Source organism: Streptomyces sp. NPDC093065, from assembly GCF_044754585.1.
Taxonomy (GTDB): Bacteria; Actinomycetota; Actinomycetes; order Streptomycetales; family Streptomycetaceae; genus Streptomyces.
On the sequence record NZ_JBIVPJ010000021.1, the window covers coordinates 1 to 21222 of the forward strand.

The window sequence follows — 21222 nt, forward strand, 5'->3', positions numbered from 1 at the left end:
GGGCGCGCCTGCAGGGGGGGGGGCGCGGGCGGGGGGGGCCCGGGGGGGGGCCGGGGGGGGGCGGGGGGGGGCGCCCCCCCCCGGGGGGGGGGGGGGCCCGGGGGGCCCGGCGCCCCCCCCCACCGCCGTATCGCGTCGTCGGGCGCGTCAGGCCTTGCGGTGTCTGCCGCCGCGCAGGTCGGCGGCCTCCCCGTCGGCCTCGGACGGCGCGGGCGGAATGCCGTCGGTCTCCTGCAGGCGGCGTTCCCGCTCGGCCTTCTCCGCCTTCTCGGCCTCTTCCGCCGCCTCCATCTCCGCGAACACGTCGATGGGGGCCGGTGCCTTGGCCAGGAAGACCCAGGTCAGCCAGACGGCGAGCAGGAAGGGCGGGATCTTCAGGGTGACCAGGACCCAGCCGAGCTGCTCGGTGTTCGCCCACCAGTACAGCGGGAAGAGGATCGCGCTCTTGCCGAGCAGGATCAGGCCCCACGCGTAGCTGGCCTTGGTGTACGCCTTCTTGCGGCCAGGGTTGCGGGTGCGCCAGGAGAGGTTCTCCTTGAAGACCGGACCGAGGATCAGACCGATCAGCGGCACCCCCGCCAGCGAGGTGACGATGTACGCCAGTGCCAGGCCCAGGGTGTAGAGCATGCCCGGCAGGTAGAAGTTCTTGGCGTTGTCGGTCATCATCGCGAAGACCACGCCGAAGGCGACGCCGAAGACACCGCTGAACGCGTGCTTGACGGTGTCCTTCATCGCCAGCCGGACCACGACCAGCACGACCGACACGGCCAGGGCCGCGATCGCCGACATGTGCAGGTCGTTGTTGAGCGTGAAGATGGTGACGAAGAGCAGGCCCGGCAGCACCGTCTCGATCATGCCCCGCACGCCGCCGAACGCCTCGAACAGCGCGGCCTCCGTCACCGCCCGGGCGTCGTCGGCCTCTGTCGTCTCTTCGGTCGGCTTGTCGAGCGACGTCACCGGCTACTCCCGTCCGAGGGGTCTCAGTTCGTATTTCGGGTTGAAGAGCACCCGGCGGCCGTGGCTCATGGAGATCCGGCCCGATGCGATGAGCTTGCGCCCCGGCTCTATGCCCACGATGGAGCGTCTGCCCAGCCACACCACGTCCAGGGCGGCGGTGCCGTCGAACAACTCGGCCTCCAGGGCCGGGACGCCCGCACGCGGTCGCAGGGTGACCGTGCGCAAGGTACCAGTTACCGACACGACCTGTCGGTCCTGGCAGTCTCCGATGCGCGTGCAGCCGGTGGTGTCGGCGTCCTCGCGCAGTTCCTCCGACTCCAGGTCCTCCTGCGACGAGGAGAGCCGGTCGAACATGCGCCGGAACCGGCCCACCGGCTTGTCGGAACGCGGAGCAGCACTCATATCTGAAGCGTACCGGGGCCCGCCGACAGCCATGCACTCCTCTCGGGACGGGATGGCGAGGCTCACTTTCCGCTCACTCTCCGCTCACTTCTCGAAGCGGTACCCCATGCCCGGCTCGGTGATGAAGTGCCGCGGGTGCGCGGGGTCCGCCTCCAGCTTGCGGCGCAGCTGTGCCATGTAGACCCGCAGGTAGTTCGTCTCCGTCCCGTACGACGGCCCCCACACCTCCTGCAGCAGCTGCCGCTGGCCCACCAGGCGCCCCGTGTTGCGCACCAGCACCTCCAGCAGGTGCCACTCGGTGGGCGTCAGGCGTACGTCCCTGCCGTCCCGGTGGACCTTCTTCGCGGCCAGGTCGACGGTGAACCCCGCGGTGTCCACGACCACCTCGTCCTCGCCGCCCGGGACGGGCTCGGACCGACGGACGGCGGCCCGCAGCCGGGCCAGCAGTTCGTCCATGCCGAAGGGCTTGGTGACGTAGTCGTCGGCGCCCGCGTCCAGCGCCTCGACCTTCTCGTCGGAGGAGTGCCGGGCGGACAGCACCAGGATCGGCACCCGCGTCCAGCCGCGCAGCTCCTTGATCACCTCGACACCGTCCATGTCGGGCAGGCCCAGGTCCAGCACCACCACGTCGGGGTGGCGGGCGGCGGCGAGCCGGAGGGCGGTGGCACCGTCGTGGGCGGCGTCGACCTCGTAGTGGCGCGCCTTGAGGTTGATCACGAGGGCCCGCACGATCTGCGGTTCGTCGTCGATCACGAGGACGCGGGTCATCCGGCGGCCTGCCTTTCTGCGGTCGCGCTCTGCGGGGTCGCGCCTTCCGCGGTCGCAAGGCGGGGGGTCGTCGCGGAGGAAGCGGAGGAAGCGGAGGAAGCCGAGGAAGCCGAGGAAACGGAGGAGCTGGAGGCGCATGAGGAACCGGGGGAAGCCACCGCGCGCAGGGTCAGGACCATGGTGAGGCCGCCGCCGGGGGTGTCCTCCGCGTTCAGCGTGCCGCCCATCGCCTCGGCGAAGCCCCGGGCCACGGCCAGGCCGAGTCCCACCCCGGCCCCGCGCGGGGCGTCGCCGTGGCGCTGGAAGGGCTCGAAGATGCGCTCCTTGGCCTCGTCCGGGACGCCCGGCCCCCGGTCGACGACACGCACCTCCACGCGGTCCGCGAGGGCGCTGGCGGCGACCAGGACGGTCCGGTCGTCCGGGCTGTACTTGACGGCGTTCTCCACCAGGTTGGCCAGCGCCCGCTCCAGGAGCCCGGCGTCCACGGCGACCATGGGCAGCGTCTCCGGAATGTCCAGTTCCGCGCTCTCCTCGGGCACCCCGCCGAGCGCCATCGGCGCCACCTCGTCCACGTCGATCTCGCGGATCAGGGGGGTGACAGTGCCGGTCTGGAGGCGGGACATGTCGAGCAGGTTGCCCACGAGGTGGTCGAGGCGGTCGGCACCCTCCTCGATGCCTTCGAGCAGCGCTGCCCGGTCCTCCTCCGACCAGGCCACGTCGTCGGACCTGAGGCCGGTCACCGCGGCCTTGATGCCGGCCAGCGGGGTGCGCAGGTCGTGGCTGACGGCGGCCAGCAGCGCGGTGCGGATGCGGTTGCCCTCGGCCAGCGCGCGGGCCCGGTCGGCCTCCTCGCGCAGGCGGCGCCGGTCCAGGACGACGGCGGCCTGGGCGGCGAAGGCGGCGAGGACCCGGCGGTCCTCGGCGGGCAGGACGCGTCCGGTCAGCGCGAGGGCCATGTGGTCGCCGACGGGCATGTCCACGTCCGCGTCCTCCGGCCGGTCGACCGGCGGTCCGGACCCGGCGCGCCCGGCGCAGGTCCAGGGCGCCACGTCGCCCTCCCGCTCCAGGAGGGCGGCCGACTCCATGCCGAAGGTCTCGCGCACCCGCTCCAGCAGCGTCTCCAGGCTGGTCTCCCCGCGCAGCACGTCACCGGCCAGGAAGGAGAGGATCTCGGACTCGGCGCGCAGCCTGGCGGCCTGGTGGGTGCGGCGGGCCGCCACGTCGACCACGGAGGTCACGGAGAGCGCGACGCCCACGAATATGGCGAGCGCAAGCATGTTCCTCGGGTCCGCGATCGTGATGCGGTTGACGGGCGGCGTGAAGAACCAGTTGAGCAGCAGCGACCCGACCGCGGCCGAGGCCAGCGCCGGGTACAGCCCGCCGAGCAGGGCGGCCGCCACCGTCAGCGCCAGGTAGAGCAGGACGTCGTTGGCGAGCCCGAGGTGGACGGCGCTGAGCAGCAGCGTCAGCAGCACCGGCCCGCCCAGGCCCGCGAGCCAGCCCCAGACGATCCGGGAACGGCCGAGCCGCGCCCCCCTGGCCACCGGCAGCCCGCGCCCCTTGGCGACCTCCTCGTGGGTGACGATGTGGACGTCCAGGTCGGGACCGGACTCGCGGGCGACGGTGGCGCCGACGCCGGGTCCGAAGACGTACTGCCAGGCCTTGCGGCGCGAGGAGCCGAGGACGATCTGGGTGGCGTTGACACCGCGGGCGAAGTCGAGCAGGGCCGCCGGTATGTCCTCGCCGAGGACGTGGTGGAAGGTGCCGCCGAGATCCTCCACCAGGGTGCGCTGCACCGCCAGCTCCTTCGGGGAGGCCGAGGTCAGCCCGTCGCTGCGGGCTATGTAGACGGCCAGCACCTCGCCGCCCGCGCCCTTCTCGGCCAGACGCGCGGCCCGCCGGATCAGCGTCCGGCCCTCGGGACCGCCGGTCAGGCCGACCACGATGCGTTCGCGCGAGCCCCAGATCTTCGAGACCCGGTGCTCGCTGCGGTACTGCTGGAGGTATTCGTCGGCCCGGTCCGCCACCCACAGCAGCGCCAGTTCGCGCAGGGCGGTGAGGTTGCCGGGACGGAAGTAGTTGGACAGGGCCGCGTCGACCCTGTCCGGCTGGTAGATGTTGCCGTGAGCCATGCGCCGGCGCAGCGCCTGGGGCGACATGTCGACCAGTTCGATCTGGTCCGCGCGCCGCACCACCTCGTCCGGCACGGTCTCCCGCTGCCGTACGCCGGTGATCGACTCCACGACGTCGCCGAGCGACTCCAGGTGCTGGATGTTGACGGTCGAGACGACGTCGATCCCGGCGGCGAGGAGTTCCTCGACGTCCTGCCAGCGCTTGGCGTTGCGCACGCCGGGGACGTTGGCGTGGGCCAGTTCGTCCACCAGCGCCACCCGGGGGGCGCGGGCCAGGACCGCCTCCGGGTCCAGCTCGGTGAAGGTGGCGCCCCGGTGCTCGACCTCCCGGCGCGGCACCTGTTCCAGGCCGCGCAGCAACGCCTCGGTGCGCGGGCGGCCGTGGGGCTCGACGAAGGCCACGACGCAGTCGGTGCCCCGTTCGACCCGGCGGTGGGCCTCGGACAGCATGGCGTACGTCTTGCCGACGCCCGGCGCCGCGCCGAGGTAGATCCGTAGCTTGCCGCGTCCCATGGCCTCATTGTCTTCTGGTCACCGCTGATGGAGCAGCGTCGACCCTACGATCCGCATTCGCGGGCAAATGGGGCGGGGTGCGGATGCGGCGTCCTCGGCGCGACTCCGACGCGGGCGTCACTCCTCGACGATCTCCCCGTCCCTCAGCTCCAGCACCCGGTCGGCGAGGCCGAGCAGGGTGGCGTCGTGCGTGGCGACCAGGGCGGTGACCTGTTCACTGCGTACGACGGCCCGCAGCAGCTCCATCACCGAGTGCCCGGTCTCCGCGTCCAGCTGGCCGGTGGGCTCGTCGGCGATCAGCAGCGCCGGGTTGTTGGCGAGGGCGCGGGCGACGGCGACCCGCTGCTGCTGTCCGCCGGACAGCTCTCCGGGGCGCTGGGCGGCGTGGCCGGCGAGACCCACGAGGGCGAGCAGCAGCTCGACTCGCTCCTCGCGTTCACGGGGCGCGGCCCGGCGCAGGCGCATCGGTACGCCGACGTTCTCGGCGGCGGTGAGGATCGGGATGAGACCGAAGGACTGGAAGACGAAGCCGACCCGGTCCCGGCGCAGGGCGAGCAGTCCGTCCTCGTCCAGCGCCGCGAGGTCGCGGCCGTCGACCTCGACCCGCCCGGCGTCCGGGGTGTCGAGGCCGCCGACGATGTTGAGCAGCGTGGTCTTCCCGGAGCCCGACCGCCCCTTGAGGGCGACCAGCTCACCGCGGGGCACGTCGAAGGAGACTCCGCGCAGGGCGTGCACGGCGGCGCCGTCGCGGCCGTACGACTTCCGTACGTCCTCGACGCGCACCATGGTCTGGGTGACCACCTGGCTCATGTCGCGCCCTCCCCCGTCGCCGTGAACCGGGCGCCAGTATCACCAACGGGCGCGGACGGGGCAACGGTCCGGCCGGGATCACCGGGGATGCGCACGCCGCGAGGGTCGCATCCCCCGGCGGGGTGCGGCCCTCGCGGCGTGCGTACGGCGGAAGGCCGTACCGGGTCCCCGCCTAGCGGACCTCGGTGATCTCCGGTCCGCGCTGGAGCTGACCCATGCCGCCGGCGAAGCGGGAGCCCTCCTCCTGCTGGACACCCTCGGGAACCATCTGGGCGTCGTTCGGCAGCTTGAGGACGATCGGGTCGCGGGGGGCCATCGGGCCCTCGCCGCGGACGACGACCGTGTCCCGGAAGATCTGCTCCAGCAGACCGGCGGCCTGCGGCTGCACGGCGCCCTGGCCCGAGATCACCCCGCGCAGGAACCAGCGGGGCCCGTCCACACCGACGAACCGCACGACCTGGAAGCCTCCGGTGCCGTCCGGCAGCTGCACCGGGACCTGGGCCCGCAGCTCCCAGCCCAGGGGGCCCTCGACCTCGTCGATGATCCCGCCCTGCTGGGTGATGCCGGAGCCGATCTCCTCGCGCACCTCGCCCCAGATGCCCTCGCGCTTGGGAGCGGCGAAGCCCTGGAGCTGGATGGCGCTGTCGCGCAGTACGACGGTCGCGGCGACGATCGCGTCACCCGCGACCTCCACCCGCAGTTCCATGCCGTCCACCCCGGGGATGAACAGGCCGCCCAGGTCGACCCTGCCCTCGCCCGGGTCGCGGACCTCGGTGCTGTCCCAGGGCCCGTCGGGGCGCGGCTCGGGCTCGAGCCGCACGCGTTCACGCTCTTCGTCCGCCTCGGTGTCGACGCTGTCGACGACCTGCTCGGTCTCGCCGGCCGCGTCCTCGGCGGCATCACTCTTCTTGCGACGTCCGAACACGTCACTGTCCTTCCCGGTCGGATACGACCGAAGCGTATCGATTCCCACCCGTCGGGCCGCCCTCGGCGACCTGACCGCTTGTGCCGCTTGCACGGTCCAACCCGGCGTGGCCGCCGGTGGACCCGAAGCCCCCCTCGGCCCGCGCCGAGTCGGGAAGTTCCGCGACCTGACGGAAGCGGACCCTCTCGACCTGCTGGACGACCAGTTGGGCAATCCGGTCGAAGCGCTCGAACCGCACGCTCTCGCGCGGGTCGAGATTCACCACGATCACCTTGATCTCCCCACGGTACCCGGCATCAATCGTCCCCGGGGCATTCACGAGGGCGACACCGCAACGGGCGGCAAGTCCGGAACGTGGGTGCACGAAACCCGCGTACCCCTCGGGGAGCGCCACAGACACGCCCGTGGGCAGAACGGCGCGTTCGCCGGGCGCCAGCTCGCAGCCGACGGTGGTGCGCAGGTCGGCGCCCGCGTCACCGGGCTGCGCGTACTCCGGGAGCGGCACGTCGGGGTCGACGCGGCGGATCAGCACCTCGAGGTCGACACGGCTCACGGGTTCACCTCGAAGGCGCGGGCGCGGCGGAGCTGGTCGGGGTCGTCCATGGCGGCGCGGATCTCCTCCTGGCGGCCGTTCTGGACGAAGTGCTCGACCTTGACCTCGACGAAGAGGGCGTCGGCGCGGACGGCCACGGGGCCGTCGGGCCCGCCGATCCGGCCGGTGGCGGTGGAGTAGATCTTCCGGCCGGCCACCGCGGTCACCTCGGCCTCGAGGTACAGCGTGGTGTCGACGGGCACCGGCCGCCGGAAGTCGGTCTCGAGCCGTCCGGTCACCGCGATCGTGCGCAGCAGCCAGTTCAGCGAGCCCAGCGTCTCGTCCAGGGCGGTGGCCAGCACGCCGCCGTGGGCCAGGCCCGGGGCGCCCTGGTGGGCGGGGCGGACGACGAACTCGGCGGTGATGGACACTCCTTCACCCGCCCGCGCCTGGAGGTGCAGTCCGTGGGGCTGGTCGCCGCCGCAGCCGAAGCACTGGCCGTAGTGGGCGCCGAGCAGCTCGCCGGGGGCGGGCGCGTCGGGGTGCCGTACGGGTTTCACGGCGTCGGCGGGGGGCTGAAGACCTGGGGAAGTACCACTCACAGGCGCAGACCTTACCCGTGCGTCGGCCGAACACCGATCCCGTGCCAAGCTTGGTTCATGCAGCTCTCCTCGGCCCCGTACGAAGAACGCCTCACCGCGCCCCGGTCCTGGTGGCTGGTCTCCTTCCTGGTGGGGCTGGCATTCGCGCTGATCCTGCTGCCCTTCGGCACGCTGCCGATGCTGGGCGGCCTGGCGGGCGGCACGGCCGTCGCGGCGGTGGCGGCCAGTTCGTACGGCGCGGTGCGCATCCGGATCGTGGGCGACTCGCTGATCGCGGGCGAGGCAAGGGTGCCGGTCTCGGCGCTGGGCGAGGCGGAGATCCTGGATCCGGAGGAGACCCGCGCCTGGCGCACGTACAAGGCCGACGCCCGGGCGTTCATGCTGCTGCGCGCCTACATCCCGCGGGCCGTGCGTGTGCTGGTCACGGACCCGGAGGACCCGACTCCGTACCTGTACCTGTCGACGCGTGAGCCGGAACGGCTGATCGAGGCCCTGGCGGCGGCGAAGACGGCCGCAGCGTAGCCCGCACCCCCTGCTCGGGGCGCCCCCGGGTCGCGCGTGCGCGTCACCTGTCGTCTTTGCCGAAGTTTTCCCCGCGTACGGCGGGACCGCGTCCGATGCCCTTGGTGATCTCGCCCATGTCCAGGGCGTCCTGCGGCCGCTCCAGTGCCGGGAGGTCGTCCAGGGCGCTCCAGGCGACCTGGTGCCTCCGCAGGTCGGTGCGGATTCTCGCGGCCAGCTTTCTGGTGTCGCGGCGGTTCATGACGGCGCCCACGGCCGCGCCCACCATGAAGGGCATCAGGTTCGGCAGGTCGCGCACCATGCGCTTCATGATCTGCTGGCGCAGCTGGCGCTTCATGTGGCTGTTCATCGCCGGGCCGAGGGTCGACGGCTTGGACACGTCGACTCCGCGTTCGTCGGACCACGAGTTCAGGTAGGCGGTGCTGCGCTGGGCGAGGCCGCCGGGCGGGCGTACGCCGTAGACCTCGTGGAGTTCGGCGATCAGCTTGAGCTCGATCGCGGCGACGCCGGTGATCTCGGCGGCCAGTTCCGTGGGCATCGCGGGCGGTACGGGCAGCATCGCCGCCGCTCCGACGCCCGCTCCCACGGTCGCCGTGCCCTTGGCGGCGCCGGCCACGAGCCGGTCGGCGAGCTCCTCGGGACCGAGGCCGGGGAACTGTCCGCGCAGTGTGGCCAGGTCCCGTACGGGCACGCGCGGTGCCAGGTCGATGATCCGGTCGGCGAGGTGCGCCAGAGCGGCCCTGGCGCGGGCTCCGCCGTTGCGGACGCCCTGTCCGGCCTTCTCCCGGAACGCCGCTGCCCGGCGCCGGGCAGGGGGTGCCGGGGGCCACGCGGCCGCCGGGAGGTCAGTCCGGCCGGCCACTGGTTCGAGCGGGGCCTTCCCCTTGTCGGTCGGGCCCCGCTCGTCGTCACGCGCGCTGTGCGGACCGTCGGGCGGTCCTTCGTCCGCTCCTCGTCGGGAGAAGCGGCGCTTCCAGGGAGGGGTCGAGCCGGTGGTCACGGCCGACCCCGCCTCAGTCGCAGTCGCGGCAGATCGGCTGGCCGTTCTTCTCCCGGGCCAGCTGGCTGCGGTGGTGCACCAGGAAGCAGCTCATGCAGGTGAACTCGTCCTGCTGCTTCGGCAGTACACGGACGGCCAGTTCCTCGTTCGAGAGGTCGGCGCCGGGAAGTTCGAGGCCTTCCGCGGCCTCGAACTCGTCGACGTCGACGGCCGAGGCGGACTTGTCGTTCCGCCTCGCCTTCAGCTCTTCGAGGCTGTCCGAGTCGACGTCGTCGTCGGTCTTGCGTGGAGTGTCGTAATCGGTTGCCATGGTCGCTCTCCCCCTCTGGGTGTCTGCGGTGTCTTCAGCGCACGTAACGCGTGAGAGGCCGGACTTGTGCCCGACCCGAGGCGGAGATTTTGCCTCACATCAAGGTCTGTTACTCAATCGACACCCAACCGGACCCCTCATGAGTGATCGGCTTGGATGGCGATGGGGACCGTACACGGTCCGAATGCCGCACTTCAAAGGCGTCTCACCGTGTACTTCCCGTGATCTGGACCCCTGAAAACCGGGATTTTCCCGGCTTTCCGACAGGGTGCATGATCACGGAGAGTAGAGGGCGGGAAAGCCTTCGTTGTGATCGATCACACACGCGACTCCTGGGTCAGTGGCCTGGAAATTCCGCTCAAAGCGAACATCCTCGGGTCTCGGTGCGATGTCGGGGTCATGATCTCAGACGGGCAGCGTCACGCGCATCACGAGCCCTCCGCCCTCGCGCGGCTGGGCGTAGATGTGCCCGCCGTGCGCCCGGGCCACGGACCGCGCGATGGACAACCCGAGCCCGACGCCCTTGTCGCTGCCCGTCCGCTCGGTGCGCAGCCGCCGGAACGGCTCGAAGAGGTTGTCCACCTCGTACGCCGGTACGACCGGGCCCGTGTTGGTGACCACCAGGACCGCCTGGCCGCCCTCCACGGCCGTGGTGACCTCCACCCAGCCCTGTTCTGCCACGTTGTAGCGCACGGCGTTCTGGACCAGGTTCAGGGCGATCCGCTCCAGGAGGACGCCGTTGCCCTGGACCACCGCGGCCTCCCGGGTGCCGCGGAGCTCCACGCCCTTGGTCTCGGCCTCGGCGTGCACCTGGTCGATGGCCTGGCCGGCCACCTCGGCGAGGTCCACCGGTTTGCGCTCGACGATCTGGTTGTCGCTGCGGGCCAGCAGCAGCAGGCCCTCGACCAGCTGCTCACTGCGTTCGTTGGTCGCCAGCAGGGTCCTGCCGAGCTGCTGGAGCTCCACCGGGGCACCGGGGTCGGACAGGTGCACCTCCAGGAGGGTGCGGTTGATCGCCAGCGGCGTGCGCAGCTCGTGGGAGGCGTTGCCGACGAAGCGCTGCTGGGCGGTGAAGGCCCGCTGCAGCCGCTCCAGCATGTCGTCGAAGGTGTCGGCCAGCTCCTTCAGCTCGTCGTCCGGGCCGTCCAGCTCGATCCGCCGGGAGAGGTCGGAGCCCGCGACCGCGCGCGCGGTGCGGGTGATCCGGCCCAGCGGGGACAGGACGCGGCCGGCCATGGCGTAGCCGAAGGCGAAGGCGATCACGGCGAGGCCGAGCAGCGCCAGCAGGGAGCGGCTGAGCAGGTTGTCCAGGGCCACCTTGCGCTGGTGGTCGATGCAGTCGCTGATCGCCGCGTTGAAGTCGGCCAGCGACAGGCCGCCGTTGTCGACCACCGGGCAGGTGCTGCTGGAGACCTTGAGGTCGGTGAAGTCGACGATCTTGTACAGCGGTTCGTTGCCGGTGCGCACCGCCTGGGCGGCGAGCAGGTAGATGATCGACAGCAGCAGGATGCCGGCGATCAGGAACATGCCGCCGTACAGCAGCGTGAGCCTTATCCGGATGGTGGGCCGCAGCCACGGCAGGGGCGTGACCGAGCGCGGGTCCCAGGTGGGCTTGGGGGGCGCCCCGGGGGGCGCGGGTGTCGTCGCCACGGCCGGTCAGATCCGGTAGCCGGAGCCGGGGACGGTGACGATGACGGGCGGCTCGCCCAGCTTGCGGCGCAGGGTCATGACGGTCACGCGCACGACGTTGGTGAACGGGTCGGTGTTCTCGTCCCAGGCCTTCTCGAGGAGCTGTTCGGCGGAGACCACGGCGCCCTCGCTGCGCATGAGGACCTCGAGCACGGCGAACTCCTTCGGAGCGAGCTGCACCTCCTTGCCGTCGCGAAAGACCTCGCGGCGGTTCGGGTCGAGCTTGATCCCGGCGCGCTCCAGGACGGGCGGCAGCGGCACGCTGGTGCGCCGGCCCAGGGCGCGCACGCGGGCGATCAGCTCGCTGAACGCGAAGGGCTTGGGCAGGTAGTCGTCGGCGCCGATCTCCAGGCCTTCGACCCGGTCGCTGACGTCGCCCGAGGCCGTGAGCATGAGCACGCGCGTGGGCATGCCCAGCTCGACGATCCTGCGGCACACGTCGTCGCCGTGCACCAGGGGGAGGTCGCGGTCGAGGACGACCACGTCGTAGTCGTTGACGCCGATGCGCTCGAGGGCGGCCGCGCCGTCGTACACGACGTCGACGGCCATGGCCTCCCGGCGCAGTCCGGTGGCCACCGCATCGGCGAGCAGTTGCTCGTCCTCGACGACGAGTACGCGCACGTCGCTTGTCCTTCCTGTGTCCACCCGCGTAGCGCTTCTCGGACGCACGAGGGCAGGGGGTTGGTGGGTGTGTTGCCTCCATCCTGCCCTTTTCGGCCATAAGTCGGCTGTAAGGCGGGTGAGGGGCCGGTGACGAAGGAGGGTACGGAAAGACTGCGGGAGCGGGAATGCGAGATTTTCTCGCGCGGTTGAGGTTTCCACGAAGGGGAGCTGGGGGAGGACGGCTTTACACCCCGCGATCACGCTCTGCCTGTACCGCGTTACCGCGCGGTACGTCGCGGTCCGCTTCCGCAGAGCGGGCGTGGGTGTCCGGCACCGTCGCCGCCCGGCCGGGCAGCGCTGGGCACTCCACCGGAGACGTGATCGTCCCTTCCGATCGGCACACCCCCGTGCCAACGACCCACGACCCAGGACGAGGGGGCGCAGCATGGACGCTTTCACCGCAGGACTTCTGCAGCGCATAAAGACGACCGAGTCCGACCTCTCCCGGGCCCGCGACGAGGGCGACGAGTTCCTTGTCGAGGTGGAGCTGGGCGAGCTCGACGATCTGCGCCGTCTCGCTGCCGAGCACGGCGTGGAGGTCAGCGCGACCAACGCCTGATCGGCCCGCACAGGACGAGGCCCCGGCGAGATCCAGCGCCGGGGCCTCGTCGTGTGCGTCGCCGTCGCGAGGCGCGCGGCGTGACCTGCCGGCGAGGGCGGTGCGATGCGCACGGTGCGGCCGTGCGGCGCGGGTGGACGGGCGGGCAGGCGGCTGGCCGGGGCCGGCAGAGTGGCTGCCCGCCCTGATTCGGCGGCGGCCGGACGGGCCCACGGCTGGGACGGAGCCGGGAACGGCTCGGACGGAACGGTGACAGGTCTCCCGGAGTGCCCACGGGGAGCGACCCGCACGTGCCGGGCCACTCTCGCGAGGAGACGGCGCCGACTCGGGTGGGCGAGGAGCGGGAGCGGACGCTCGCGCCCGTCCGCGCGGCCGACCGGACGCACACGGCCCCGCACGGACGCCGCCGACCGGCTCGTCGACCCGCAAACGCCGTGCGGGCGCCCGCGGAACTGACCGGCCGAGCCTGCCCGACACCGGCTCGGCCGGGCGTGCGGCCCGTCGGCCCCTCAGCGGCCGGCGGGTCGCACGCCGTACGGACCCGCGCGCGGGCGTCGCGTGCTGCTCGTACACCCACCCCGCGCCCGCCGGCTGCCCCGGGCTCGGCGCCTCCGGCGCCCTCCCTCCGCGCGACCGTCGGAGGCCTACGCGCCGAGTTCCGTCAGGAGCCGCTGGAGCGGTTCGAAGACGGCCGGGGTGGCGGCGATGGTCAGGGTGTTGGTGGGACGCTCGCCGGGGCGTCCACCGGTCACCGCGCCCGCCTCCCGGGCGATCAGGTCGCCCGCCGCGAGGTCCCAGGGGTGCAGACCGCGCTCGTAGTAGCCGTCGAGGCGTCCCGCGGCCACGTCGCACAGGTCGATCGCGGCCGAGCCGCCGCGCCTGATGTCGCGGACCAGCGGAATGAGCCGCCGCGCGATCTCGGCCTGCTCCGCGCGGACGTCGGCGACGTAGTTGAAGCCGGTGGAGACCAGCGCCTGGTCCAGCGGGGCGGCGGACCGGCAGGTGAGCCGGCGTTCGCCCTCCCAGGCGCCTGTCGCCCAGGCTCCGCCGCCCAGTCGCGCGTGGTACGTCTCGCCCCGCATCGGGGCCACGACCACGCCGGCCACCCGCTCGCCGTGCTGCTCGGCGGCGATGGAGACCGACCAGGTGGGCAGCCCGTAGAGGTAGTTCACCGTGCCGTCCAGCGGGTCGATGACCCAGCGGACGCCGCTGGTGCCGTCCGTGGCGGAGCCCTCCTCGCCGAGGAAGCCGTCGTCGGGGCGGCGGTCGGCGATCAGCCCGGTGATCAGCTTCTCCGCCGCGATGTCCATCTCGGTGACGACGTCGATCGGGCTGGACTTGGTGGCGGCGACGGCGAGGTCGGCCGGGCGGCCGTCCCGCAGCAGCTCGCCCGCGCGGTGGGCCGCCTCCCGGGCGATCTTCAGCAGGTCGGCATGGAGCGGGTCGGGCGTCACGTCGGTCACGGGGCTCCTCACGCGTAGGGACTGTCGGCGCCGGCCGCGGCGGGCCGGGGGGCACGGGCGGGACAGCAGCCGACCGGGCACAGGTTGTGGCTCGCGCCGAGCGTGCCGAGGGCGCACGGCGTGACCTCCTGCCCGCGCTCGTCCCCCGCCCGCTCCAGGACGAGGTCGCGGACGGCCGCGGCGAAGCGCGGGTCGGCGCCCACGGTGGCCGAGCGGCGCACCGGCAGCCCCAGCTCATCGGCCTTGGCGGTGGCCTCCGTGTCGAGGTCGTACAGGACCTCCATGTGGTCGGAGACGAACCCGATGGGGGCCATCACCACGGCGGGGACGCCGGCCGCGTGCCGCTCCTCCAGGTGGTCGCAGATGTCGGGCTCCAGCCACGGAATGTGCGGCGCGCCCGAGCGCGACTGGTACACGAGCTGCCAGGGATGGTCGACGCCGGTGCGCTCACGCACCGCGTCGGCGATCAGGCGCGCCACGTCCAGGTGCTGGCGCACGTACGCCCCGCCGTCGCCGTGCTCCTCGACCGGCCCGGAGGTGTCGGCCGCGGAGGTGGGGATCGAGTGGGTGCAGAACGCGATGTGCGCGCCGTCCCGGACCTCCTCCGGCAGCTCGGCGAGGGAGCGGACGACCCCGTCGGCCATGGGCTCGACGAAGCCGGGGTGGTTGAAGTAGTGCCGGAGCTTGTCGATCTTCGGCAGCTCCAGCTCCTCGGCCTCCAGGGCGGCCAGCGCGTCCGCGAGGTTCTCGCGGTACTGGCGGCAGCCCGAGTACGAGGCGTACGCGCTGGTGGCCAGGACCAGGATGCGGCGGCGGCCGTCGCGGACCATCTCGCGCAGGGTGTCCGTCAGGTACGGCGCCCAGTTGCGGTTGCCCCAGTGGACCGGCAGGTCCAGGCCGTGCTCGGCGAAGTCCTTGCGGAGGGCGTCCAGCAGGGCGCGGTTCTGGTCGTTGATGGGGCTGACCCCGCCGAAGAGGAAGTAGTGCTGTCCGACTTCCTTGAGGCGTTCCTTGGGGATGCCGCGCCCCCTGGTCACGTTCTCCAGGAACGGGACCACATCGTCCGGGCCCTCCGGGCCGCCGAACGAGAGCAGGAGCAGGGCGTCGTAGGGGCTGGCATCGAGCACGTCTGGCATGGCTCGATCCTGCCACCCGGCACTGACAGCGGGGAAACGGTGGGGTACCGACCGTGCGTTCCACCAGGTCCGAGGGGGGTGTTTCGGGGCAGGGCGAGGAGTAAGCTGTATCGACTGCGTTCGCACCTTACTCAGCGGTCACCAAGCCGTCGCTGAGCCGTTCCCGGAGACCTCGTTGGCCAGTCCCTACCGCGCCCTGTTCGCCGCCCCCGGCACCAAGGGCTTCTCCGCCGCGGGCTTCCTCGGCCGGATGCCGCTGTCGATGATGGGCATCGGCGTGGTGACGATGATCTCGCAGCTCACGGGACGGTACGGACTGGCCGGCGCCCTGTCGGCGACCATCGCGCTCGCCGCGGCCGTGGCGGGACCCCAGGTCTCCCGACTGGTGGACCGGTACGGGCAGCGCCGGGTGCTGCGCCCGGCGACCCTGGTGTCACTGACCGCGGCGGCGGTGCTGCTGCCGGCCGCGCACTACGGGTGGCCGGACTGGGTCCTGTTCGTGGCCTGCGTCGGCATCGGCTGCGTGCCGAGCCCCGGCGCGATGGTCCGGGCCCGCTGGGCGGCCCTCTACCGGGGCACGCCGCAGCTGCACACCGCGTACTCCTTCGAGTCCGTGGTGGACGAGATCTGCTTCATCTTCGGACCGATCGTCTCCATCGGCCTGTCCACGGCCTGGTTCCCGGAGGCCGGGCCGCTGCTCGCCGCCTGCTTCCTGGCGACGGGCGTCTTCTGGCTGACCTCGCAGCGCGCCACGGAGCCCGAACCGCACCCGCGCGAGCACAAGGGCGGCGGCACCGCACTGCGCTCCCGGGGCCTCCAGGTCCTGGTCGGCACGTTCGCCGCCACCGGGACGATCTTCGGGGCCGTCGACGTGGTCACCGTGGCGTTCGCCGAGGAGCAGGGGCACAAGGCCGCCGCCAGCCTCGTCCTCGCCCTCTACGCGGCGGGATCGTGCACGGCGGCCATGATTTTCGGGCTGCTGCGCTTCGCCGGGCCGCCGGAACGCCGCTGGCTCCTGGGCGTGTGTGCGATGGCCGTGAGTATGATCCCCCTCCTACTGGTCGGAAACTTGCCGTTTCTGGCCGCGGCACTGTTCGTTGCGGGTCTGTCCATCGCTCCGACGATGATCACGACGATGTCCCTCATCGAAGAGCACGTGCCACGCACGCAGCTCACCGAGGGCATGACCTGGGTGAGTACCGGACTCGCGGTCGGGGTCGCCCTCGGCTCCTCCGCGGGCGGCTGGGTGATCGACGCCTCCGGGGCGCGTGCCGGGTACGGGGTTCCGGCGGTGGCCGGGGCCGTCGCGGTCGCGGTCGGTTTCCTCGGGTACCGCCGGCTCAAGCGGCCGGACTCGCGTCGGGGAGGGACCGTTGAGCAGCACACGCACGGCGAGCGGCAGGACGAGCGGCCGGAACGGCACATGGCGTAACTGGGGCGGCAACGTCTCCTCGCGCCCCGCGCGGGAGGTCGCTCCCGCCTCCGTCGACGAACTGGCCGGCGCCGTTCGCCGGGCGGCCGAGGACGGGCTGCGGGTCAAGGCGGTCGGCACCGGGCACTCGTTCACGTCGATAGCCGCGACGGACGGTGTGTTGATCCGCCCTCAACTGTTGACGGGCATCCGCGCCGTCGACCGCGACGCCATGACGGTCACGGTCGAGGCCGGCACGCCGCTCAAGAGGCTCAATATGGCGCTCGCGCGTGAGGGCCTGTCGCTGACCAACATGGGCGACATCATGGAGCAGACCGTCTCGGGGGCCACCAGCACCGGCACCCACGGCACGGGCCGCGACTCCGCCTCGATCGCCGCCCAGATCCGGGCCCTGGAGCTGGTCACGGCGGACGGATCGGTACTGACCTGCTCCGAGGACGAGAACCCCGAGGTGTTCGCCGCCGCACGGATCGGCCTCGGCGCGCTGGGCGTCGTCACCGCGATCACCTTCGCCGTGGAACCGATCTTCCTGCTCACGGCCCGCGAGGAGCCGATGCCGTTCGACCGGGTCCTGGCCGACTTCGACGAACTGTGGTCGGAGAACGAGCACTTCGAGTTCTACTGGTTCCCGCACACCGGCAGCACCAACACCAAGCGCAACAACCGCAGCGCCGGTCCGGAGCAGCCGGTGGGGCGGTTCCAGGGCTGGCTGGACGACGAGTTCCTCTCCAACGGCGTCTTCCAGGCCGCCAACTGGGTCGGCCGCGCGGCACCCGCCACCATCCCGGCGATAGCCCGGATCTCCAGCAGGGCACTCTCCGCGCGGACGTACACGGACACTCCCTACAAGGTCTTCACATCGCCCCGCCGGGTGCGCTTCGTGGAGATGGAGTACGCCGTTCCGCGCGAGGCCGTCGCCGAGACGCTGCGCGAACTGAGGGCGATGGTCGACCGTTCGCGGCTGCGGATCAGCTTCCCGGTCGAGGTGCGCACGGCCCCGGCCGACGACATCACGCTGTCCACCGCCTCGGGGCGCGACAGCGCGTACATCGCCGTCCACATGTTCCGGGGCACGCCCTACCAGGCGTACTTCACCGCCGCCGAGCGCATCTTCACGGCGCACGAGGGCCGGCCGCACTGGGGCAAGGTGCACACCCGGGACGCCGAGTACTTCTCCCGGGTGTATCCGCGCTTCGACGAGTTCACGGCGCTGCGGGACCGTCTTGATCCGGACCGTCTGTTCCTGAACGACTACTTGCGCCGGGTTCTGGGGCCGTAGCCGAGGCACCCGGTTCGGGGGTTCCGGTGCCGCCGGTGCCCTCGTCGCCGGTGGCGTCCGGGGTAGGCGCCGGGCTGTTGTCCGAGTCACCGCCCTGCGTGCCGCCGTTCTCCGTGGCACCGCCGTCCGGGCTTCCGGAAGGGGTGGAGGCGGGGGCGTCCCCGCCGGAACCGGAGTCCTTCGAGTCGCCCGAGTGGTCCGGGTCGCCCGAGACGCCGGAATCACCCTGATCCCGGCCGTTCTGCGTGTCCTCGGAGCCGCCGGAACCGCCCGACTCCCCCGAGTCCGGCGCGGACTTGCCGTGTCCGGTGAAGGCGCTGCCCACGGTGGTGCTGCGGCCGCCGCTCAGGTTCTGGCCGGAGGTGACCTCGTACGCGGTGATCCCGGCCATGGTGACGCCGAAGACGAGCGCCGCCGCGACCACCGGGCGGCGCCAGCCCCTGGTCCGCGCGCGGTAGACCGTCCCGTCGGTGAAATCACCCGAAGCCGAAGCCGGAGCCCGATCGGAAGCCGGCCCCGGCGCCCCGACCGGAACCGACGCGGTCCGCCCGTCGATCCGCACGGCGGCGACGGTGCGCTTCACCCGGATCTGCTCCCCGGTGCGCTTGAAGAAGTGCTGGAGCACCGAGCCCCCGCAGGTGGCGACGACACTGATCAGACCGGCGCCCGCGATCGTGCCGTAGACGCCGAAGGATGAGGCGAGTTTGGCGGCCACCACCGCGGCCAGGGCGCTGCCCGCGACCTGGGGCACGCTCAGGTCGATTCGCCTGGATTCCCCCTTCGAACCCACGTCCGCCTGCTCTGGGCCATCGGACCTTTCGCGCATCCTCGGACCTTGCCTTCCTTTCCGGCACGGGAGCGATCAACTGCACGAGAAAGGGACGTGCGACCGAAACCATTAGTTCCGTTTCTGGCGATTGCGTGAAGTACGCCACGTCCAAGATCGCGGAAATCGCGCCGGGGACGGCCGGACGCCACCTCTTGCGAGAAGTTGGGCGGCGTGCCAATCCACGCACGTGGTCCGAATGGAGTACTGTTGCGAGCCCTGGAGCCGGTCTCCCGACAGGGGGCTCGGCACCTCGAAGGACCGCCGGGAGGGGGCTAGTTGCACAGGGTGACCGCGTTGGTCACTTAGCGTTGCGAATAGGTAACCGTGCCATAACGGCGATCCAGGGCCCGTGCCCGACACGCCGGGCAACTCGGCAAGGTTGTGGCAGGCTGCACCCGGGCAGGCCACACTCGACAGAGCGGAAGCAGCGACGCACGTGACGTCGGCAGGCACCACCCGGGAGGTCCCCATGCCCGAACTGCGTGTCGTGGCCGTCTCGAATGACGGCACACGGCTGGTGCTGAAGGCTGCGGACAGCACGGAGTACACGCTTCCGATCGACGAGCGGCTCCGGGCCGCCGTGCGCGGCGACCGTCCCCGCCTCGGCCAGATCGAGATCGAGGTGGAGAGTCATCTCCGCCCCCGCGACATTCAGGCACGTATACGAGCCGGCGCGACGGCCGAAGAGGTCGCCCAGATGGCCGGCATCCCCGTCGACCGCGTACGGCGCTTCGAGGGACCCGTGCTGGCCGAGCGCGCCTTCATGGCCGAGCGGGCCCGCAAGACGCCCGTCCGCCGGCCCGGCGAGAACTCCGGACCGCCCCTCGGCGAGGCCGTCCAGGAGCGGCTGCTGCTGCGCGGCGCCGACAAGGACACCGTCCAGTGGGACTCCTGGCGCCGCGACGACGGCACCTGGGAAGTCCTGCTGGTCTACCTGGTCGCGGGCGAACCGCATTCGGCGAGCTGGACGTACGACCCGCCCCGGCGGCTCGTCCAGGCCGTCGACGCGGAGGCGCGCGCGCTGATCGGCGAGTCCGACGACCTCGCCGCGCCCGAGCCCAGCTTCCCGTTCGTGCCCCGCATCGCCCGGCTGCCCCGCGACCGGCCGCTGGACCGCACCCTCGACCGGGAGCAGCGGGAGCGGCCGAGCCTGCCCCCGCCGCCGTCCGAGCCGGCCGACGACACCGTGGCCACCGCCTCGGCCGAGCGCGAACGCGACTCGCTCACCAGTCTGCTGGAGGCCGTACCCAGCTTCCGCGGCGACCTGGTGGTGCCCGAGCGCGCCCCGGAACCGGCGGAGGAGCCCGTCGAGGAACCCGAGGTGGAGGAGCCCCCCGCGCCCGCGGCGTCGGCCGGCTCCGCCTACGCGGACGTGCTCATGCCGCGCTCGGTGGCCAGCCACCGCGACCGCCTCACCGGCTCCACCGACCGTCAGGCCGAGGCCGACGGTGTCCGTCCGGGCCGCCGTGCCGCGGTGCCGAGCTGGGACGAGATCGTGTTCGGGACTCGGCGCAAGAAGCAGGAGTAGCGGGCCTCTTGGCCATGGCAGGTGAAGGGGCGGGGGCCGCATCGCATGGGTGCGGCCCCCGCCCCTTCACCGTCTCACCGCGTGCACTCCCACCCTGCGCACGGTCCTACTGCGGGTCGGGCCCCACCGCGACCGGCCGATCCGGGTCCGACGCCCACTCGGACCACGAACCCACGTACAGCGCCGCCGGAATGCCCGCCACCGCCAACGCGAGCACCTCGTGGGCGCCCGACACGCCCGAACCGCAGTACACGCCGACCGCGCCGTCCTCCGTGGCACCCAAGGTCTTGAAGCGCGCCCGGAGTTCCTCGGCCGGCAGGAAGCGCCCGTCCGCGGCCACGTTCGCACTGGTGGGCGCGGACACGGCGCCCGGGATGTGGCCGCCCACCGGATCGATCGGCTCGACCTCGCCCCGGTAACGCTCCCCCGCGCGGGCGTCGAACAGCGCTCCGGAGCGGGCCAGCGCGGCGGCTCCGTCCGCGTCCAGCAGTCCCGCCGCGCCCGGCACCGGTGCGAAGTCGCCCTCCGCGGGCGTCGGCACGTCCGTCGACAGCGGCGCCTCCCAGGCCGTCAACCCGCCGTCCAGGACCCGCACGTTCGGGTGACCCGTCCAGCGCAGCAGCCACCAGGCCCGAGCCGCCGCCCACCCCTGCCCGCCGTCATACACGACGACCGGCCGCCCGGACGACACGCCCGCCCGGCGCATCGCCGCGCCGAACTCCGCCACGTCGGGCAGCGGATGCCGACCGTGCTCCCCGGGTGCGGAGGCGAGTTCCCTGTCCAGGTCGACGTAGACGGCGCCCGGCAGGTGCCCGGCACCGTACTCGGCCCGGCCGTCGAACGGCGGGGCCCCGGTCGCCTTCGCCGTGCTCAGCTGCCAGCGGACGTCGAGGAGGACGGGCGGGTTGGCGCCCGCCAGTTCGTCGGCGAGTTCGGATGCGGAGATGATGGCGTTCATGGCCCCATCCTGACGTACCGAGTGGCCGAGGCGTCGATGTCGGGCTACTCTGCCCGCCGGACAGTACCGATCACGAGGCGTACGGGTTCGGGCACATGCTGTACTGCCCGGGCAGGGCGGGCTGCCCCCACGAGCGCGAGCGTGCCCGAAGCACCGCACCGGATCCGGTGCCGGCTTCGGTGCGAGAGCTGCGAGAGCCCGTCGGAGCGGAAG

21 protein-coding genes are annotated in these 21222 nt (G+C 72.3%); 5 read left to right on the plus strand and 16 right to left on the minus strand.

Annotation, left to right across the window (positions count from 1 at the left end; all coding sequences use genetic code 11):
• Window positions 1-147: 147 nt before the first annotated feature.
• The 8 genes from ACIQFU_RS29805 to ACIQFU_RS29840 all read right to left on the minus strand — a co-directional run bounded on the left by ACIQFU_RS29805 (window position 148) and on the right by ACIQFU_RS29840 (window position 7641).
• On the minus strand, window positions 148-957 hold the full coding sequence (locus ACIQFU_RS29805) for a DUF3159 domain-containing protein (RefSeq protein WP_402555577.1): 810 nt from the start codon (window positions 955-957) through the stop codon (window positions 148-150).
• A 3-nt stretch (window positions 958-960) separates the two neighbouring features.
• The gene (locus ACIQFU_RS29810) at window positions 961-1359 is read right to left on the minus strand and encodes an OB-fold nucleic acid binding domain-containing protein (RefSeq protein WP_402555579.1); all 399 of its coding nucleotides are present in this window, start codon (window positions 1357-1359) and stop codon (window positions 961-963) included.
• An 84-nt stretch (window positions 1360-1443) separates the two neighbouring features.
• Window positions 1444-2127, minus strand: coding sequence for a response regulator (locus ACIQFU_RS29815; protein WP_402555581.1), 684 nt, complete (start codon window positions 2125-2127; stop codon window positions 1444-1446).
• Window positions 2124-4772, minus strand: coding sequence for an ATP-binding protein (locus ACIQFU_RS29820; protein ID WP_402555583.1), 2649 nt, complete (start codon window positions 4770-4772; stop codon window positions 2124-2126). The genes ACIQFU_RS29815 and ACIQFU_RS29820 overlap by 4 nt, the downstream gene beginning before the upstream one ends.
• Window positions 4773-4889: 117 nt before the next feature.
• The gene (locus ACIQFU_RS29825; RefSeq protein ID WP_402555585.1) at window positions 4890-5582 is read right to left on the minus strand and encodes an ABC transporter ATP-binding protein; all 693 of its coding nucleotides are present in this window, start codon (window positions 5580-5582) and stop codon (window positions 4890-4892) included.
• A 172-nt stretch (window positions 5583-5754) separates the two neighbouring features.
• Window positions 5755-6507, minus strand: a complete 753-nt coding sequence (locus tag ACIQFU_RS29830; RefSeq protein ID WP_402555586.1) for a DUF3710 domain-containing protein — start codon at window positions 6505-6507, stop codon at window positions 5755-5757.
• 1 nt (window position 6508) lies between these two features.
• A complete protein-coding gene (dut, locus tag ACIQFU_RS29835) occupies window positions 6509-7060 on the minus strand; it encodes a dUTP diphosphatase (RefSeq protein ID WP_402555587.1) in 552 nt (183 codons plus the stop codon).
• A complete protein-coding gene (locus ACIQFU_RS29840) occupies window positions 7057-7641 on the minus strand; it encodes a PaaI family thioesterase (protein WP_402555588.1) in 585 nt (194 codons plus the stop codon). The genes dut and ACIQFU_RS29840 overlap by 4 nt, the downstream gene beginning before the upstream one ends.
• Window positions 7642-7698: 57 nt before the next feature.
• Between ACIQFU_RS29840 and ACIQFU_RS29845 the strand changes: the two genes are divergently transcribed.
• Window positions 7699-8163 (plus strand): DUF3093 domain-containing protein, encoded by a 465-nt coding sequence (locus ACIQFU_RS29845; RefSeq protein WP_402555589.1) that lies wholly within the window; start codon window positions 7699-7701, stop codon window positions 8161-8163.
• Window positions 8164-8206: 43 nt separating this feature from the next.
• On the opposite strand, the gene ACIQFU_RS29850 is transcribed toward ACIQFU_RS29845, so the two are convergent.
• From ACIQFU_RS29850 to ACIQFU_RS29865, 4 genes are all read right to left on the minus strand, one after another.
• A complete protein-coding gene (locus tag ACIQFU_RS29850; protein ID WP_402555590.1) occupies window positions 8207-9163 on the minus strand; it encodes a hypothetical protein in 957 nt (318 codons plus the stop codon).
• Window positions 9164-9176: 13 nt separating this feature from the next.
• On the minus strand, window positions 9177-9473 hold the full coding sequence (locus ACIQFU_RS29855; protein ID WP_003993510.1) for a DUF4193 domain-containing protein: 297 nt from the start codon (window positions 9471-9473) through the stop codon (window positions 9177-9179).
• 405 nt (window positions 9474-9878) lie between these two features.
• Window positions 9879-11123 (minus strand): sensor histidine kinase, encoded by a 1245-nt coding sequence (locus ACIQFU_RS29860; RefSeq protein WP_402555592.1) that lies wholly within the window; start codon window positions 11121-11123, stop codon window positions 9879-9881.
• Between the two features lie 6 nt (window positions 11124-11129).
• The gene (locus ACIQFU_RS29865; RefSeq protein ID WP_007387794.1) at window positions 11130-11783 is read right to left on the minus strand and encodes a response regulator transcription factor; all 654 of its coding nucleotides are present in this window, start codon (window positions 11781-11783) and stop codon (window positions 11130-11132) included.
• A 427-nt stretch (window positions 11784-12210) separates the two neighbouring features.
• On the opposite strand from ACIQFU_RS29865, the gene ACIQFU_RS29870 reads away from it, so the two are divergent.
• Window positions 12211-12384, plus strand: coding sequence for a hypothetical protein (locus ACIQFU_RS29870; protein ID WP_007387792.1), 174 nt, complete (start codon window positions 12211-12213; stop codon window positions 12382-12384).
• Window positions 12385-13028: 644 nt separating this feature from the next.
• Here ACIQFU_RS29870 and ACIQFU_RS29875 read toward each other — a convergent pair.
• Together ACIQFU_RS29875 and ACIQFU_RS29880 are read right to left on the minus strand one after the other, a co-directional pair.
• Entirely contained in the window at window positions 13029-13847 is an 819-nt protein-coding gene (locus ACIQFU_RS29875; protein WP_402555594.1) for an inositol monophosphatase family protein, read from the minus strand.
• 8 nt (window positions 13848-13855) lie between these two features.
• Entirely contained in the window at window positions 13856-14983 is a 1128-nt protein-coding gene (locus ACIQFU_RS29880; RefSeq protein WP_402555596.1) for a ferrochelatase, read from the minus strand.
• A gap of 175 nt (window positions 14984-15158) precedes the next feature.
• Here ACIQFU_RS29880 and ACIQFU_RS29885 point away from each other — a divergent pair, with 175 nt between their 5' ends.
• Together ACIQFU_RS29885 and ACIQFU_RS29890 are read left to right on the plus strand one after the other, a co-directional pair.
• Complete coding sequence (locus ACIQFU_RS29885; RefSeq protein WP_402555598.1) at window positions 15159-16415, plus strand: MFS transporter; 1257 nt, start codon at window positions 15159-15161, stop codon at window positions 16413-16415.
• A complete protein-coding gene (locus tag ACIQFU_RS29890; RefSeq protein ID WP_402555600.1) occupies window positions 16357-17694 on the plus strand; it encodes a D-arabinono-1,4-lactone oxidase in 1338 nt (445 codons plus the stop codon). Before ACIQFU_RS29885 ends, ACIQFU_RS29890 begins: the two co-directional genes overlap by 59 nt.
• On the opposite strand, the gene ACIQFU_RS29895 is transcribed toward ACIQFU_RS29890, so the two are convergent.
• Window positions 17618-18520, minus strand: coding sequence for a hypothetical protein (locus ACIQFU_RS29895; RefSeq protein WP_402555602.1), 903 nt, complete (start codon window positions 18518-18520; stop codon window positions 17618-17620). The two genes, ACIQFU_RS29890 and ACIQFU_RS29895, sit on opposite strands and share 77 nt — an antisense overlap.
• A gap of 472 nt (window positions 18521-18992) precedes the next feature.
• Here ACIQFU_RS29895 and sepH point away from each other — a divergent pair, with 472 nt between their 5' ends.
• Window positions 18993-20051, plus strand: coding sequence for a septation protein SepH (sepH, locus tag ACIQFU_RS29900; protein WP_402555604.1), 1059 nt, complete (start codon window positions 18993-18995; stop codon window positions 20049-20051).
• Window positions 20052-20157: 106 nt separating this feature from the next.
• Here sepH and ACIQFU_RS29905 read toward each other — a convergent pair whose 3' ends face one another.
• On the minus strand, window positions 20158-21009 hold the full coding sequence (locus tag ACIQFU_RS29905) for a sulfurtransferase (RefSeq protein WP_402555605.1): 852 nt from the start codon (window positions 21007-21009) through the stop codon (window positions 20158-20160).
• Window positions 21010-21222: the final 213 nt, after the last annotated feature.